Origin of the sequence: Thermosynechococcus sp. HY213 (assembly GCF_031460975.1) — a bacterium.
In the GTDB taxonomy this organism is placed as follows: domain Bacteria; phylum Cyanobacteriota; class Cyanobacteriia; order Thermosynechococcales; family Thermosynechococcaceae; genus Thermosynechococcus.
In genome coordinates this window covers 87,508-101,501 of record NZ_JAVKVB010000016.1, presented here as the reverse complement: position 1 = coordinate 101,501, position 13,994 = coordinate 87,508, and the positions used below count along the sequence as shown (strand labels likewise).

Genomic DNA, 13,994 nt, shown 5'->3' with positions numbered 1-13,994 from the left:
ATGGTCACCATGCCCAAGTCATCACCGCATACGTTCCTCCTAGAGGTGGGAACCGAGGATCTCCCCGCCCGCTTTGTCAGTAGTGCCCTGCGCCAGTGGCACACCCTGATTCCCCAAACCCTCAAGGAACAGGGACTGGAGGGGGAAGTCAAAGTCTGGGCAACCCCGCGCCGCTTAGCGGTACTGATTGAGGGGTTGCCGCCCCAGCAACCCGATCAAGCAATTGAAATCAAAGGGCCAGCGGCCAGCGTGGCCTTTCGCGAGGGGGAACCTACCCCTGCCCTATTGGGGTTCTTGCGATCGCGCCAAGGTCGTCTTGAGGAAATTGAAATCCGTCCCACGGAAAAAGGGGAGGTGGTCTATCTCAAGCAAGTTCGCCCCGGCCAACCGACGCCCCAACGATTGACCGAGTTGGCACCACAGTGGATTGCCGCCCTTGAGGGTGCCCGCTTCATGCGCTGGGGGGATGGGGATTTGCGGTTTTCGCGTCCCATTCGGTGGCTAGTGCTGCTGTGGGAGGATCAGGTGCTGCCCTTGGTCTTGGAGAGCCATTCCGTGCGCATTGCCAGCGATCGCACCACCTATGGCCATCGCGTCCTTTCTCAAGGGGCTATTGTCCTCAAGCATGCCCAAGACTATGAAGCTGCCCTTGAAACGGCGGGAGTCTTGGTGGATCCAGAGGTTCGCCAGCAACGGATTCGCGAGCAAATTGCTGCCCTTGCTGCGGAAGCGGGGGGATGGGTGGATTTAGAGGTGCCCCTTTTGGAGGAAGTCACCCACCTCGTGGAATGGCCAACGGCGGTTTTGGGAAGTTTTGAAGCGCGGTTTCTTGCCCTGCCCCTTGAGGTGATTACCACCGTATTGGTGTCCCATCAGCGGTATTTTCCCGTGTACACCGATGCCACTCGCCAAGCGCTACTCCCTGTATTCATCACGATTAGCAATGGCGACCCGGCGGCCACCCCCTTGATTCGTGCTGGGAATGAGCGGGTGATTCGTGCTCGCCTAGCGGATGCCGAGTTCTTCTACAAGGCGGATACGGCACAGCCCCTAGAGCACTACCGCGACAAACTAGCCACGGTTACCTTCCAAGATGAATTGGGATCCATGGCCGACAAAGTGGAGCGGCTAACTGTGCTGGCTCGCCAAATTGCCACCGCCTTAAATTGTGCGGCTGCGGACGTTGCTGCCATTGAACGCACGGCCTGCCTGTGCAAAGCGGATCTAGTGACGCAGATGGTAGGGGAATTTCCGGAACTGCAGGGCTACATGGGGCAAGTGTATGCCACGGTCTCCGGGGAAGCGCCAGCGGTGGCGACGGGGATTTTTGAGCATTATCTGCCGCGTTTTGCTGGCGATCGCCCGCCCCAAAGTCTCACGGGTCAGGTGGTGGGACTCGCCGATCGCTTGGATACTCTTGTCTGCCTTTTTGGTATCGGCCTGTGTCCCACGGGGTCATCAGATCCCTTTGCCCTACGGCGGGCTGCCAATGCCGTGATCACCATTCTCTGGCAGGGGGAACATCACTTGGATTTCCTCGCTTTGCTACAGGAGTCTGCCCAAGCCTTTTGTCGCCAATTTGCCGCCAAGCTCAGTGCCGCTGACTTAGAGCAGCAACTGCGGCAGTTTTTTAGCCAACGGCTGCGAACCCTACTGCAAGAAGAACTCGGCATTGAGTATGACTTGGTGAATGCCGTCATTCCAGAGGATCAGCCGGGGTTGCAGACGCGTGCCCTCAGGGATGTGGTGGATGCCCGCGATCGCGCCCAATTTCTCCAAAAACTGCGCCAATCCGGTGAACTGATGACGATTTACCCCACGGTAAACCGGGCAACTCGCTTGGCACGCCAAGGCACCCTAGGGACAGACTGCCTGAATATCCGTGCCGTCAAGGCCAAGCACCTCGCAGCCCCCATTGAAAAGGAATTCTATGCCGCCCTCAAGGACATCTTGCCCACCGTCCAGCAAGCTCAAGTGCAGCGCGCCTATGGCGAGATTGTTCGTGCCCTAGCCTCCTTGGCTCCGATTGTCAGTCGCTTCTTCGATGGCGAGGAAAGTGTACTGGTGATGGCAGAGGATGCAACGGTACGTGCCAATCGCTTAGCGCTCCTTGGTCTATTGCGCAATTGTGCGGCAATTATTGGCGATTTTGGGGCGATCGTCCAAATCGAGAGCGTTGCATCCAGCTCATAGTTCTCACAACTTTTGGCAGGAACAAAAGTGTTGCTTAGCTCACAGCGGCAACGCATAATTGAGAGTACCCCAATTGAGAATTGCCGTGGCCTGTTCATCTGAACAGGTGCTCAGTTGGTGTTTAGACTGTTTGCGAGAATTGCCATGACTGCTGAACCCCCGGCCAAGCGCCCCCGCGCCAAGAAGACCCCAGCGACTCCGCCAACGCCTTCCCCTGAGTTAGAAACCAAATCTCGCCCAGAAATTCTCGGTGTTGCGGTAGCGGGTAGCTCACCGCCCAAGGTCAATACTGCTCCTGAAGAAGCGATTTCTGAGCAAGAAGATCTTCCTTCCCGTCCCCAGCCGATCCCGCCCCCCAGTGAACGGATGCAATATCGGGCGATCGGGGTTGTGCGCGGTCGCTATGTACCCGCTTCGGAGGAGGAGTTCAACCGCGGGGTGATGATGACCGAGGATGGCGTGGAAATTGAAACCGTCCTCTTGGGGCAGGTGATGAACCTGATTAAAAAATATCTCGACCTGAATGAACCCCACCTCTGGGTGGTCTATCCCCGCACCCGCGACGTTGACAAAGAAGCGGTGAAGCTGCACCTGCAAATTGTGGGTGTATGGGAACCGGAACGCCTGCAACAGGCCAATGCCGCAGCAGCGGATCCCGGCGTCAATGACGGCTACTTTTCTGTACGCGGAGAAGTGATCTTCAACTCCCAAGAAAAGAACTTTGTCGTCGTTAAAATTCAACAGTTGCCGCGTCGGCGGGGCGAGAAACCCAAAGCTTTCAAACTGAAACTCACAGGAACCGTGCCTATGAAGTCACCCGGATACTTTTGGGACTTTCAGGTACAGCGACAGGGCACAAGTCTAGTGGTTCAGGAGGCAGCCACGGTGGGTATTTTGCCCCCCCGCAAAATCAAGAAGCCCAAGAAAGCCAAGGCACGGCCAGCCCGTCCCCAGCGCCCTCAGCGTCCCGGTTCATCGCCCACATCGCCGCGTCCGACCTCCTTTCGCCCGGTTCGGCGATCGCCCAATCCCCCATTGAACTAGCGCCAAGGCATGGCTTGTCGAAGTGTTGTAAATTTTTGTAAATTTGTTGCACTGTCAACAACAACTTAGACACCGTACTTGATCCTTTAGCCCACCTACTGCGAGGAACACCATGACGATTCAACTAGGGGGACATCGCACCGCCCGTCGCGCCTACGGTATTGATGAAATTGCCCTTGTCCCCGGCAACCGCACTCTTGATCCCCAGCTGGCCGATACCCGCTGGCGCCTTGGTTCCATTGAACGGGAAATTCCGATTATTGCCAGTGCCATGGATGGGGTCGTGGATGTTACGATGGCCGTCAAACTCAGCCAAATGGGGGCACTGGGCGTCCTCAACCTTGAGGGGATTCAAACCCGCTACGAAGATCCAGCACCGATTCTCGAACGCATTGCCAGCGTCAGTGTTGATGAATTTGTGCCCCTGATGCAGCAGTTGTATGCCCAGCCGATTCAGCCCCACCTCATTGAAAAACGCATTCAAGAAATCAAATCCCAAGGGGGGATTGCTGCCGTCAGTTTAACCCCAGCGGGGGCTAGTCGTTTTGGCGATGTTGTGGCAGCGGCGGGGGCCGATTTGCTCTTTGTCCAAGCCACGGTCGTCTCACCGGCTCACCTTGCCCCTGAGGGGACAGAACCACTCGATCTTGCTGCTTTTTGTGAACGGATGCCAATGCCCGTCATTTTGGGGAATTGCGTCACCTATGAGGTGGCCCTCAGTCTCATGCACTGTGGTGCAGCAGCGATTCTGGTGGGGATTGGGCCGGGGGCAGCCTGTACTTCCCGGGGCGTGCTTGGGGTGGGGGTGCCTCAGGTCACGGCGATCGCTGACTGTGCAGCGGCACGGGATGCCTATTTTGAAGAGACGCAACGCTATGTGCCTGTGATTGCCGATGGGGGCCTTGTCACGGGTGGCGATGTCTGCAAGTGTATTGCCTGCGGCGCAGATGCGGTGATGATGGGATCCCCCTTTGCCCGTGCCAAAGAAGCCCCCGGTCGCGGTTATCACTGGGGGATGGCCACGCCTAGTCCGGTGCTGCCTCGGGGGACGCGCATTCATGTCGGCACCACTGGCACCCTTGAGCAGATTCTGCGGGGACCGGCTCAGTTGGATGATGGTACCCACAACTTTCTTGGGGCATTGCAAACCAGTATGGGCACCCTTGGCGCCAAGGATCTGCGGGAAATGCAGCAGGTGGAGATTGTCATTGCTCCTTCCCTGCTCACGGAAGGCAAGGTCTATCAAAAAGCGCAAAAACTGGGGATGGGGCGCTAGCCTAGGGGCAGATAGCTATAGTCAATGCGGCCACCGCCGCGAAACTGCTGCTGATAGGCGATGCTGACGGGATCTTCACTGGGGTAGAGGGTATCAATGCCAATGCCATTGCGGCCATATTCTTTGCCAGAGCTATGGATATACTGTCCCTGCCCCAGATAGAGACCCACATGGGTCGCCTTTTCACGCGTACCGAAAAACACCAGATCACCCCGCTGAAGCTGGGGTAAGGTTTCCTCAATGGAGTTGCTCCCTAGGGGCGTGGCAAAGGCCTCCTGCTGATAGGCATCACGGGGCAGCCAAATGCCTTGACTGGCAAAACTGGCCTGTATCAAGCCAGAACAGTCGTAGTTGGGAGCAACGGTTCCGCCCCAGAGATATTCATGGGGAACCTGCTGTGCCGCGCAGCAAAAGGCAATCACCTCTTCAAGGACAGCCTCGATGTAGGCGCGATCGCGGGCAATGGGTTGATAGGACTGAGTGGCGGGTGTGAGATGGCGGTAATCCTGTGGATCCAGCCAGCCCCAGTATTCATCCTCAGCAAGTTGCACGTAGGTACGTTCAGCCCCCAAAGCAGGTGCCCAGAGCAAGCGTCCTGCTGCCCCTTGGGTCGCCAAGCGATCGCCCGTGGGGGCATCATAGAGGTTGACGGTTGCCGTCAGTTGATGAAGTTGCATCGCCTCCAAAGACGAAAACACCTCTAAACCTCAGCCGCAGCCATCAAAAGCGATTTGAACAATTGCAGGCCATCCAACGTGTGATCACTGGGGGAGTGGCTCAAGGCGGGGTCAGCGGCGCGCTCAGGGTGGGGCATCATTCCTAACACATTGCCAGCAGCATTGCAAATACCCGCGATATTGTTGAGCGAACCATTGGGATTACTCTCAGGGGTGACGTTCCCTTGGGCATCGGCATAGCGAAAGAGGACTTGGCGGTTGGCTTCCAGTTCAGCGAGGGTGGCGGCATCGGCGTAGTAGCAGCCCTCACCGTGGGCAATGGGCAAGCGAATCACCGTTTTATCGCCATAGGCCTGTAGCCACGGGCGTTCCTTGGCTTCTAAGCGCAAATACACGCGATCGCAAATAAAATGCAAGTCCCGATTGCGCACTAGAGCACCGGGGAGCAGTTTGGCCTCGGTCAGGATTTGAAACCCATTACAAATGCCCAGCACCCATTTGCCAGCGGCGGCATGGTCTTTGACGGCGGACATAATTGGTGAGAAGTGGGCGATCGCCCCACAGCGCAAATAATCACCAAAACTGAAGCCCCCCGGTAGCACAATCAAATCATAGTCACTCAGATGGGTCTCTTCGTGCCACAGCAGTTGAGTGGGCCAGCCGAGAATCTCACTCGTGACGTAGGCCACATCGCGATCGCAATTGGATCCGGGAAAAACCACAATCCCCACGTTTAGGGCATGACTCACAGCAATCCATCCATCACGTCAGTAATCGGCTTTAACTTGGCAGGGGCATGGAGTAGCTCAATATCCCGTAGCCAGACCACACCGCGTCCCATGAATTCCACCCCAATTTTAATCAAGCCGGGGGTCTGGGGTTCTGGTTTCAGGTGAAAAGGCACTTCACACAGATGCCAATCGCGATCGCCCACGAGGGAAACCGTGCGCGAAAATGTCCAACCAAAGGGTTGACTGCGGCTGAGAACCAGTTGCCCTCCCTCAGGCAGCATCCCGGTTTTCACTAGGGCGCGACACAGGAGCAACTGATCTCCCCCTTGGGCAGAAGGCACTTCCAACCACAGGTGGGCTTCCGGCAGTTCAAAGAGGGGAATTGTTTGCGGCCAGTGGGACTCCAGATACCAAGCGGCGCCTTCAACCCTGAGACCAGAGCCAGCAATGGGTTGATCGACACCCGCCCGAAAAAGGGCAATGCGTTGGAACGGGGCTGCAGGTTCCGGTACCTGAAGCAAGGGGGCAAGGGTCTCCGCCAAGGACTGTAATCCCGATTCAATCCCGGCCTTGATGCCCGCCTCGATACTGGCTAATAGATCATCCCACCAGTTGAACATCGTGCCTATCCTGCGGCAGTTGCCAGCTCCTGCAATTCAATGCGAAAGGTTTCAATCACGGGGTTGGCCAACAGTTGATCGGCAATGTGGGTGAGTTGTGCCTCGGCAGTGGCGCGATCGCTGGCCTCTAGGGTGAGTTCCACCAGTTTGCCAATGCGCACCGATTGCACATTTGTATAGCCGAGATGATGAATTCCCGCCTGTACTGCCACTCCTGCCGGATCTAACACCGATGGTCGCAGGGTCACAAAAACCTGTGCCTGAAATTGTGTCATGGGTTATACCTCACGGGAGGGCTGTTCAATGAGGGATTTTACACCCTCAATTGTGGCCGGGATATTGCTGGGATCCATAAATAGTACTTTACTGCTATTACTATGGCCAATGGTGCGTCCCATATCTAAATAGCCCTGAGCAAGGAGAAACTGGAGCGCTTCCTTCGCCTTCGGATCTTCACGCAGTGCTGCGGCAATAATCTTCATTGCTTCTGCAGTTCCTTGGGCACGCAAAATCTGATCTTGGCGCTCCGCTTGGGCACGCAACACCACCACTTTTTGTTCTGCTTCCGCTGCCAGAATAGCGGCTTTTTGTTCGGCCTCGGCGGCTAACACTTGAGCTTCCGCTTTACCTCGAGCCGAGTTGATCGCTGCTTCCCGTTCCCCTTCAGAGGTGAGAATCGCAGCGCGTTTTTTGCGCTCAGCGGACATTTGCAGTTCCATCGACTCTTGAACCGCCTTCGAGGGGGCAATATCCCGCAGCTCCACACGGGTCACCTTCACCCCCCAAGGATCGGTAGCAATATCCAGATCCCGCAGGAGATTCTCGTTCACCTGAGTGCGGGCGGTAAAGGTTTCATCCAGCTCTAGCTTCCCCATTTCTGCTCGAATCTGCGTTTGCACCAGATTCACCATTGCCATCGTCAGGTTTTCCACCTTGTAGTAGGCGCGCTCCATATCAATAATCCGCCAATAGACAACGGCATCCACGGTAATCGTCACATTGTCACGGGTGATACACTGCTGCGGCGGAATATCTAAGACCTTTTCCCGAATCGTTTGCTCAAAGACCACGCGATCAAGGAACGGCACTGTAAAATTTAGCCCCGGTTCCAAGCGACGGCTATAGCTGCCTAACCGCTCCACCAAGGCCATATTGCCCTGATTGACAATGCGCACAGAGTTAGCGATACCCCAGCCTCCAAACCCCAGTAGAAACAGCAGGCCAAAGAGTTCACCCATAGTTTCCGTTCCCGAATCAGTTCACTACTACTCTAGTAGCTGGCGGCCTAGGTTGGGCTACAGCAGCGACTAATTCATAATCTGTTACTCGCCTTTAGCTGACCTAGGAGTGCTGATTCTGGCACCATGGAGCAAGGATTTCGGTTAATACCATCATGCAGCTCATGGAAAAAAATGGGTTAAGCGGTAGCTTACTTTAAGCTGACCAAGAACATAGCGCAAGTCTTAAACGGTAAAAGATGGTTTATCTTCTTATCGATCTAGACAATACACTGCTGAAGACGGATATTTTGCTGGAATTAATCTGTTCTTCTTTGGCTCAGTCTCTAGTTATATTCTTTCAAATAAGAAGCTTTCATCGCGCCCAAATCAAAAGAAAATTAGCTAAACTCTCTGAAATAGATGTTACAGCACTGCCCTATAACTCGGAGGTTATTCAGTATATCCAAGCTTGGAAAGCAAAGGGGGGTAAGGTTGCTCTCATCACTGCCACTGATCAACTCATTGCTGATAAGATTGCTGCCCATTTAGGGCTTTTTGATGAGGTTTATGGGTCTGATGGCCAGCTTAATTTGAAGGGAGAGCATAAAGCAAGGTTTATCGTAGAGCGTTTTGGTGAGAAAAATTTTATCTACATGGGGGATTCTGAGGCTGATTTGCCTGTGTGGGCAGTTGCGGCCAAAGCAATTACCGTCAATGCCTCACCTCGGCTGCGCAAGAAAGTAGAGCAAGTTAATTCTAATGTTGAACATCTAGGTACTGCAAAACGAAGCATTCAACCCTACCTGAAAGAAATCCGCCCCCATCAATGGGTGAAAAATAGTTTGGTCTTTGTGCCAATGCTCGCGGCACATCAATTTGATTTACCAACCTTTTGGATTTCGCTGGTGGCAGCGGCTACTTTTAGTCTGACGGCGTCCAGTGTCTATGTCTTAAATGATCTTTTGGATTTGCAGGTCGATCGCGCCCATCCCCGCAAGCGTCATCGTCCCTTTGCTGCTGGAGATCTTCCCCTCTGTCATGGCATCTGGATGATTTTGGTGCTTTTAGGACTGGGGATGGCGATCGCCACCACCATTAGTTGGCCATTTCTGGGCATTCTGCTGGCCTATTATGGTCTCACAACTGCCTACTCCTTTTACCTAAAGCGACGGATTATTATTGACATTTGCACGCTGGCTGGTCTTTACACCATTCGCATCTTTGCGGGTGCGGTTGCCACAGGAATTTCCCTCAGTGTCTGGCTTTTGGCCTTCTCCATCTTTTTCTTCTTTTGCCTAGCAACAGTCAAGCGGCAAGCAGAACTGGTGGATCATCGTCACCGCAAACAACTCAAGGCCAGTGGTCGGGGCTACCACATTGACGATTTGCCGATTATTAGCATGATGGCCATTGGGGCGGGTTATGTCTCAATTTTGGTGCTGGCGCTCTATATCAACTCTCCCCAAGTGCAGCTTCTTTACACAAGACCACAGGTGCTCTGGGGCATTTGCTGTGTGCTTCTATACTGGATTACAAGAACCATTATGATTACCCATCGGGGTTTGATGCACGATGATCCAATTGTTTATGCAATTAAAGATCGCCAAAGTCAAATTTGTTTCTTGATCTGCCTAGTTCTTTTTATTCTTGGTGGGATTCTATGAGTTTGCAAACTCTGATTATTCGCTATACAGTTTTTGCGGTTATTGCCACCTTTATGAATTTATTTTTTCAAAGGGTGATATTACTCATTGATAATAGTTTCCCTTATTTTATAACCGCAGTGGCAGTGGGTACCCTCGTGGGTTTGGTAGTGAAATACTATCTGGATAAGCGCTGGATTTTTTTTGATCATAAAAAGGGTGTGCATCACTATAGCCGTCAATTTAGTCTGTATGCTTCGATGGGGATTTTCACAACCGCCATCTTTTGGGGATTTGAAACTGTCTTTTGGTTGATTTGGCAAAGCCATTTCATGCGCGAAATTGGCGCCATTATTGGTCTAGCCATTGGCTACGTGGTCAAGTATCACTTAGATAAACGATATGTCTTTTCCCATCACCCATAGGAGCTATCTACAACCGCTCTGCGGCTGGGGACGTTATCCTGTGCAGACCTGTCATGTGTATTGTCCGCGCTCAGAATCCGAAATTCTGCAGCTGCTCAACAGTGGCTTGTCGCTCATTGCCCGCGGTAATGGCCGCGCCTACGGCGATAGCGCCCTCAATAGCGAAGCAACGCTGCAAATGCGCCACTTCAATCGCCTATTGGGGTTTAATCCGCACACGGGTCAATTGATTGCTGAGGCGGGGGTGCTGCTGGCGGAGATTTTAGAGATCTTTGTGCCTCGCGGTTGGTTTCCCTTGATTACCCCCGGTACAAAGTTTGTCACCGTGGGGGGCATGATTGCGGCTGATGTTCATGGCAAGAATCACCACAAAGAGGGCAGTTTTGTTCACAGTTTGGACTGGCTGGATCTCCTCACCAGCGAGGGGCAAATTTATCGCTGCTCCCCTTCCGAAAATCAGGATTTGTTTTACTGGACGGTGGGGGGAATGGGCTTGACGGGGGTGATCCTCAGGGCAGCCTTTCGCTTGCGCCCCATTGAAACCGCTTGGATTCGCCAAACCACCCGCATCGCCAAGCATTTAGACGAGGTCATTGATCTCTTTGAGGCGGCTCAGGACGTGACCTACTCCGTGGCTTGGATTGATTGTCTGGCGACTGGTTCGCAGTTAGGACGGTCTGTGCTCATGCTGGGCGAACACGCCACACGGGAGGAGTTGCCAGCCAAATATCGCCAAAGGCCACTGCGGACTCCGCAACGACGCAAACTCTCGATTCCCGTGGATTTTCCCAATGGTGCCTTGAATTCATTGACCGTGCGTGCCTTTAATCAACTGTATTTCCTCAACAGTCAACGCAAAGCGGGTCAGTCCTTTGTGGATTGGGATTGCTTCTTCTATCCCCTTGATAGCTTATTGGGATGGAATCGCATCTATGGGCGGCGCGGTTTTGTCCAGTTCCAATGTGTCTTGCCCCTGAGCACTGCCCGTGAAGGTTTATCGGCCTTACTGCATTGCACGTCAGCTGCAGGAGCGGGATCCTTTCTGGCGGTCTTGAAGAAGTTGGGGGATCAACAGGGTTATTTTTCATTTCCCATGGCGGGTTATACCTTGGCCTTGGACTTTCCGATGTCGCAACGCACCCTCAAGGTTTTGGATCAACTGGAGGAGATCACCCTACACTATGGGGGTCGCTTTTACCTTGCCAAGGATAGCCATTTAACGCCGATGCGCTTGCGCCAGTCCGATGCTCGGGTAGAGAGGTTTGTTCAAGTTAGGAATGCCCATCAGTGGCAGGTCAACTTTGCGTCGGAACAGTCGAAGAGGTTACATCTATGAGGGCGCCTGTGCTGATTTTGGGGGCAACTTCCGATATGGGGCGGGCGATCGCCCACCGCTTTGCAGCTAAAGGCTATCCGATTCAATTGGCGGCACGGCAGGTGAGTCGCCTAGAACCAGATAAAGCAGATCTGGAAATACGCTACGGCGTGGCCGTCAGTGTCCATGAATTTGATGTTTTAGCGGTGGAGACCCATGCAAGTTTTATCCAGCAACTCCCGGAGCAACCAGCGATCGTGATCTGCGTTGTTGGCTTCATGCCAGACCAAAAGGCATGTGAGCAAGATTTATCCCTTACCCTTGAAGTGATGCGCACCAATTATGAGGGGCCAGCCGTTATTTTGAGTCTCTTTGCTAATGTGTTTGAGCAGCGGGGGTTTGGGACGTTAGTGGGGATTTCCTCGGTGGCGGGGGAACGGGGGCGGGCAAAGAATTACTGCTATGGCTCTGCCAAGGCGGGGTTTACAGCCTTTTTGTCGGGGTTGCGGCAGCGCTTAGCCAAATCGGGGGTTCGAGTCTTAACGGTTTTGCCGGGCTATGTGAGGACACGGATGACCGAGGGCACAAAACTGCCCCCCTTGCTGACGGCGGAGCCTGAGGAAGTGGCCACTGCTATCTACACAGCCATAGAAAAAAAGAAAGATGTGATCTATGTGCGACCCATTTGGCGCTGGGTCATGGTGATCATTCGTTGGGTTCCTGAACCCTTGTTTAAGCGACTGTCTCTGTAAACCGCCCATGGCTTGCTGCATTACCCTGCTGACGGACTTTGGCCATCAGGATGTTTATGTCGGTGTGATGAAGGGGGTGATTTTAAGTCTTTATCCCCAAGCCCAAGTGATTGACCTGTGCCATGAAATTCCGCCGCAGGATTGTCGCACGGCCAGTTTTCAACTGCTGCAAGCGGTGCCCTATTTTCCCCCGCAAACGGTGCATGTCGTGGTGGTGGATCCGGGGGTGGGAACCCGTCGGCGGGCGATCGCCCTTGATCTGGGGATCGGGTATTGTGTGGGGCCCGATAATGGTGTCTTTAGTCAAGTGTGCGATCGCTATCCTCCTCAGCGAGTGGTTGAACTCACCCAGCCGCAGTTTTGGCGCACCCCCAACCCCAGTGCTACCTTCCATGGGCGGGATATTTTTGCCCCCGTGGCCGCCCATTTAGCTGCAGGAACCGATTTGGCGCGCCTTGGCTCTGCCATTGAGCCAGACAGTTTGGTGCGCTTGCCCCATCTCACCTATGAGATTACCCCCCAAGGCATCCAAGGTTGGATTCAAGCGATTGATCACTTTGGGAATGTGATCACCACACTCCCTGCGGCGCTTTTAGCCAAGGACTACCACCACATTCAGATTCAGGGGCAGCAGATTCCCCTCGTCCACACCTATGGTGATGTTCCACCTCAACATCTGATGGCATTAGTAGGCAGTCATGGGTTTATTGAGCTAGCCATTAATGGTGGCAATGCCCAGTCGCTCTTAGGCTGCCAGAATGGCGATGCTGTGTGGCTAGTTTGAGGGGGGATTGCTCAGGACGGTTTTTGAAGCAATGCGGGTGCGCTTGAGGGCGGCTTCACTGAGGGTAGATTGTTGCTGTAGCTCTTGAGCCGAGGCTTCAAGGACTTTTGCTGCTTCCGTATCTCCCATTTGCAGAGCCGTTTTGGCAGCACTTTGCAAAAAGGTGGCAGCGCCCGCGGTATCTCCCGCTTGCAGCTTTGTTTCTGCCAACTGGGTTTTGCGGTATTTTTCGAGGGTGAGTATACTCTGCTGTACTTCTGGATCCACTTGGGCGATGTGATCGGGTTCTGCCGTGAGCGTCAGGGGAATCCTCTCGGAGAAAAGGCCAGTGGCTTGCTGCACGGGGTCATCGTAGCGGACTTGGACAAAACCAATGAGGTGAGAGCCTGGGGGCAAGGGTTGGGTACTCAGGGTGATCAGGAGTGTGCGTTTGACGGTAGCGGAAACATCGCCAACCCGAATCACATACTCGTGGGGGGTGGGGCTGTCGTAGGTGAGTTCAATCGTATCGGGAGCCACTTGGTTGACTGGTTTGAAGTTCCCTAGTTGTGCCGCCTCGCTCAGGGTCAATAGGACATGGGCATTGGTGTAGTCCACGCTGCTAATGTGGCTAAAGAGCGCTTGAAAACAGGCGATCGCCTGCTCCGCATATTCAATAAAGACTAAACGCCCTGCTGCCGCATCAGCAATCTGCTCAAGGACATCCTGATTCCAGTGAACGCCGAACCCCAAGGTATTAAACGTAATGTTGTACTCTGCTGCCAGCTTGGCCAGTTCAAGGCAGCGTTGGTTATCGCCGTGTTCATTCTCCCCATCGGTGAGCAAAAAGGCTTGGGAGATGGTTCCCTGTTTGCCTTTGGCCAACTCTGTCAGAGCCAGTTTCATCCCCAGATCAATGGCAGTGCCACCACTTGGCTCAAGGGTTGCAATTTGCTCCTTGATTGCAGTTTTATCCTGCACAAATTGATTGGGCACTAACACCTGAGCTTTGTGATCAAAGGCCACGATACTCAGGCGATCCGTCGGCAGTAACCGATCCACCAAGGACTGCGCGGCTCGCTTGACCATTGCCAAAGGTTGCCATGCCATTGAGCCACTGTGATCCAAAATCAGGCAGAGATTGAGAGGAGCGCGCTGCTGTTGTTGTCGCTGTGCCGCTAACGTTAGTTCCAGTTGGCGCTGTGCCCCCTGTCCGGCACTGACAATGGGATCGCTGAGTTTGGCAATAAGTTCAACCGTCATCGTGGCAAAGTGTGCTGTTGCTGACCCTACTCTACCATTTTGCCGATATTGTGCCGCAAGCTGCTACCCCTG

Annotated in this window: 14 protein-coding genes; 8 read left to right on the top strand and 6 right to left on the bottom strand. The window is 53.9% G+C overall.

Annotated elements, in window-relative coordinates:
- Positions 1-9: 9 nt before the first annotated feature.
- The 3 genes from glyS (at position 10) to RHK62_RS10055 (ending at position 4,513) form a co-directional block, all read left to right on the top strand.
- Complete coding sequence (glyS, locus tag RHK62_RS10065; RefSeq protein WP_310453676.1) at positions 10-2,193, top strand: glycine--tRNA ligase subunit beta; 2,184 nt, start codon at positions 10-12, stop codon at positions 2,191-2,193.
- Between the two features lie 144 nt (positions 2,194-2,337).
- Complete coding sequence (locus RHK62_RS10060; RefSeq protein WP_302676106.1) at positions 2,338-3,237, top strand: hypothetical protein; 900 nt, start codon at positions 2,338-2,340, stop codon at positions 3,235-3,237.
- A 112-nt stretch (positions 3,238-3,349) separates the two neighbouring features.
- Positions 3,350-4,513 carry a GuaB3 family IMP dehydrogenase-related protein gene (locus RHK62_RS10055; protein ID WP_206199783.1) on the top strand — a complete coding sequence of 388 codons (1,164 nt, stop codon included), beginning with the start codon at positions 3,350-3,352 and terminating at the stop codon, positions 4,511-4,513.
- Here the strand turns inward: RHK62_RS10055 and RHK62_RS10050 are convergent.
- The 5 genes from RHK62_RS10050 to RHK62_RS10030 are packed head-to-tail and all read right to left on the bottom strand — an operon-like array spanning position 4,510 to position 7,779.
- A complete protein-coding gene (locus RHK62_RS10050; RefSeq protein WP_315862929.1) occupies positions 4,510-5,190 on the bottom strand; it encodes a C40 family peptidase in 681 nt (226 codons plus the stop codon). The two genes, RHK62_RS10055 and RHK62_RS10050, sit on opposite strands and share 4 nt — an antisense overlap.
- A gap of 23 nt (positions 5,191-5,213) precedes the next feature.
- On the bottom strand, positions 5,214-5,939 hold the full coding sequence (gene purQ / locus RHK62_RS10045) for a phosphoribosylformylglycinamidine synthase subunit PurQ (RefSeq protein ID WP_302678045.1): 726 nt from the start codon (positions 5,937-5,939) through the stop codon (positions 5,214-5,216).
- The gene (locus RHK62_RS10040) at positions 5,936-6,541 is read right to left on the bottom strand and encodes a hypothetical protein (protein ID WP_302676104.1); all 606 of its coding nucleotides are present in this window, start codon (positions 6,539-6,541) and stop codon (positions 5,936-5,938) included. The genes purQ and RHK62_RS10040 overlap by 4 nt, the downstream gene beginning before the upstream one ends.
- Before the next feature lie 5 nt (positions 6,542-6,546).
- Positions 6,547-6,816 carry a phosphoribosylformylglycinamidine synthase subunit PurS gene (gene purS / locus RHK62_RS10035; protein ID WP_297047835.1) on the bottom strand — a complete coding sequence of 90 codons (270 nt, stop codon included), beginning with the start codon at positions 6,814-6,816 and terminating at the stop codon, positions 6,547-6,549.
- A 3-nt stretch (positions 6,817-6,819) separates the two neighbouring features.
- Positions 6,820-7,779, bottom strand: coding sequence for an SPFH domain-containing protein (locus tag RHK62_RS10030; RefSeq protein WP_302678044.1), 960 nt, complete (start codon positions 7,777-7,779; stop codon positions 6,820-6,822).
- Between the two features lie 239 nt (positions 7,780-8,018).
- Here RHK62_RS10030 and RHK62_RS10025 point away from each other — a divergent pair, with 239 nt between their 5' ends.
- The 5 genes from RHK62_RS10025 to RHK62_RS10005 are packed head-to-tail and all read left to right on the top strand — an operon-like array spanning position 8,019 to position 12,680.
- Positions 8,019-9,425: a UbiA family prenyltransferase gene (locus tag RHK62_RS10025; protein WP_310453675.1), complete on the top strand. Its 1,407-nt coding sequence runs from the start codon at positions 8,019-8,021 to the stop codon at positions 9,423-9,425.
- Positions 9,422-9,829 carry a GtrA family protein gene (locus tag RHK62_RS10020; RefSeq protein WP_206199777.1) on the top strand — a complete coding sequence of 136 codons (408 nt, stop codon included), beginning with the start codon at positions 9,422-9,424 and terminating at the stop codon, positions 9,827-9,829. The genes RHK62_RS10025 and RHK62_RS10020 overlap by 4 nt, the downstream gene beginning before the upstream one ends.
- Positions 9,807-11,165 (top strand): FAD-binding oxidoreductase, encoded by a 1,359-nt coding sequence (locus RHK62_RS10015; protein ID WP_310453674.1) that lies wholly within the window; start codon positions 9,807-9,809, stop codon positions 11,163-11,165. The genes RHK62_RS10020 and RHK62_RS10015 overlap by 23 nt, the downstream gene beginning before the upstream one ends.
- Entirely contained in the window at positions 11,162-11,896 is a 735-nt protein-coding gene (locus RHK62_RS10010) for an SDR family oxidoreductase (protein ID WP_310453673.1), read from the top strand. Before RHK62_RS10015 ends, RHK62_RS10010 begins: the two co-directional genes overlap by 4 nt.
- Positions 11,897-11,903: 7 nt before the next feature.
- Entirely contained in the window at positions 11,904-12,680 is a 777-nt protein-coding gene (locus RHK62_RS10005) for an SAM-dependent chlorinase/fluorinase (RefSeq protein WP_310453672.1), read from the top strand.
- On the opposite strand, the gene RHK62_RS10000 is transcribed toward RHK62_RS10005, so the two are convergent.
- Positions 12,672-13,922 (bottom strand): VWA domain-containing protein, encoded by a 1,251-nt coding sequence (locus tag RHK62_RS10000; RefSeq protein WP_310438231.1) that lies wholly within the window; start codon positions 13,920-13,922, stop codon positions 12,672-12,674. The two genes, RHK62_RS10005 and RHK62_RS10000, sit on opposite strands and share 9 nt — an antisense overlap.
- Positions 13,923-13,994 lie beyond the last annotated feature (72 nt).

Excerpts from the sequence above, each read along its gene's own strand:
- RHK62_RS10055 (WP_206199783.1), top strand. The coding sequence starts at position 3,350 with ATGACGATTCAACTAGGGGGACATCGCACCGCCCGTCGCGCCTACGGT.
- RHK62_RS10020 (WP_206199777.1), top strand. The coding sequence starts at position 9,422 with ATGAGTTTGCAAACTCTGATTATTCGCTATACAGTTTTTGCGGTTATT.
- RHK62_RS10025 (WP_310453675.1), top strand. The coding sequence starts at position 8,019 with ATGGTTTATCTTCTTATCGATCTAGACAATACACTGCTGAAGACGGAT.
- glyS (WP_310453676.1), top strand. The coding sequence starts at position 10 with ATGCCCAAGTCATCACCGCATACGTTCCTCCTAGAGGTGGGAACCGAG.
- RHK62_RS10010 (WP_310453673.1), top strand. The coding sequence starts at position 11,162 with ATGAGGGCGCCTGTGCTGATTTTGGGGGCAACTTCCGATATGGGGCGG.
- RHK62_RS10015 (WP_310453674.1), top strand. The coding sequence starts at position 9,807 with ATGTCTTTTCCCATCACCCATAGGAGCTATCTACAACCGCTCTGCGGC.
- RHK62_RS10000 (WP_310438231.1), bottom strand. The coding sequence starts at position 13,922 with ATGACGGTTGAACTTATTGCCAAACTCAGCGATCCCATTGTCAGTGCC.
- RHK62_RS10050 (WP_315862929.1), bottom strand. The coding sequence starts at position 5,190 with ATGCAACTTCATCAACTGACGGCAACCGTCAACCTCTATGATGCCCCC.
- RHK62_RS10040 (WP_302676104.1), bottom strand. The coding sequence starts at position 6,541 with ATGTTCAACTGGTGGGATGATCTATTAGCCAGTATCGAGGCGGGCATC.
- RHK62_RS10030 (WP_302678044.1), bottom strand. The coding sequence starts at position 7,779 with ATGGGTGAACTCTTTGGCCTGCTGTTTCTACTGGGGTTTGGAGGCTGG.
- purS (WP_297047835.1), bottom strand. The coding sequence starts at position 6,816 with ATGACACAATTTCAGGCACAGGTTTTTGTGACCCTGCGACCATCGGTG.
- RHK62_RS10005 (WP_310453672.1), top strand. The coding sequence starts at position 11,904 with ATGGCTTGCTGCATTACCCTGCTGACGGACTTTGGCCATCAGGATGTT.
- RHK62_RS10060 (WP_302676106.1), top strand. The coding sequence starts at position 2,338 with ATGACTGCTGAACCCCCGGCCAAGCGCCCCCGCGCCAAGAAGACCCCA.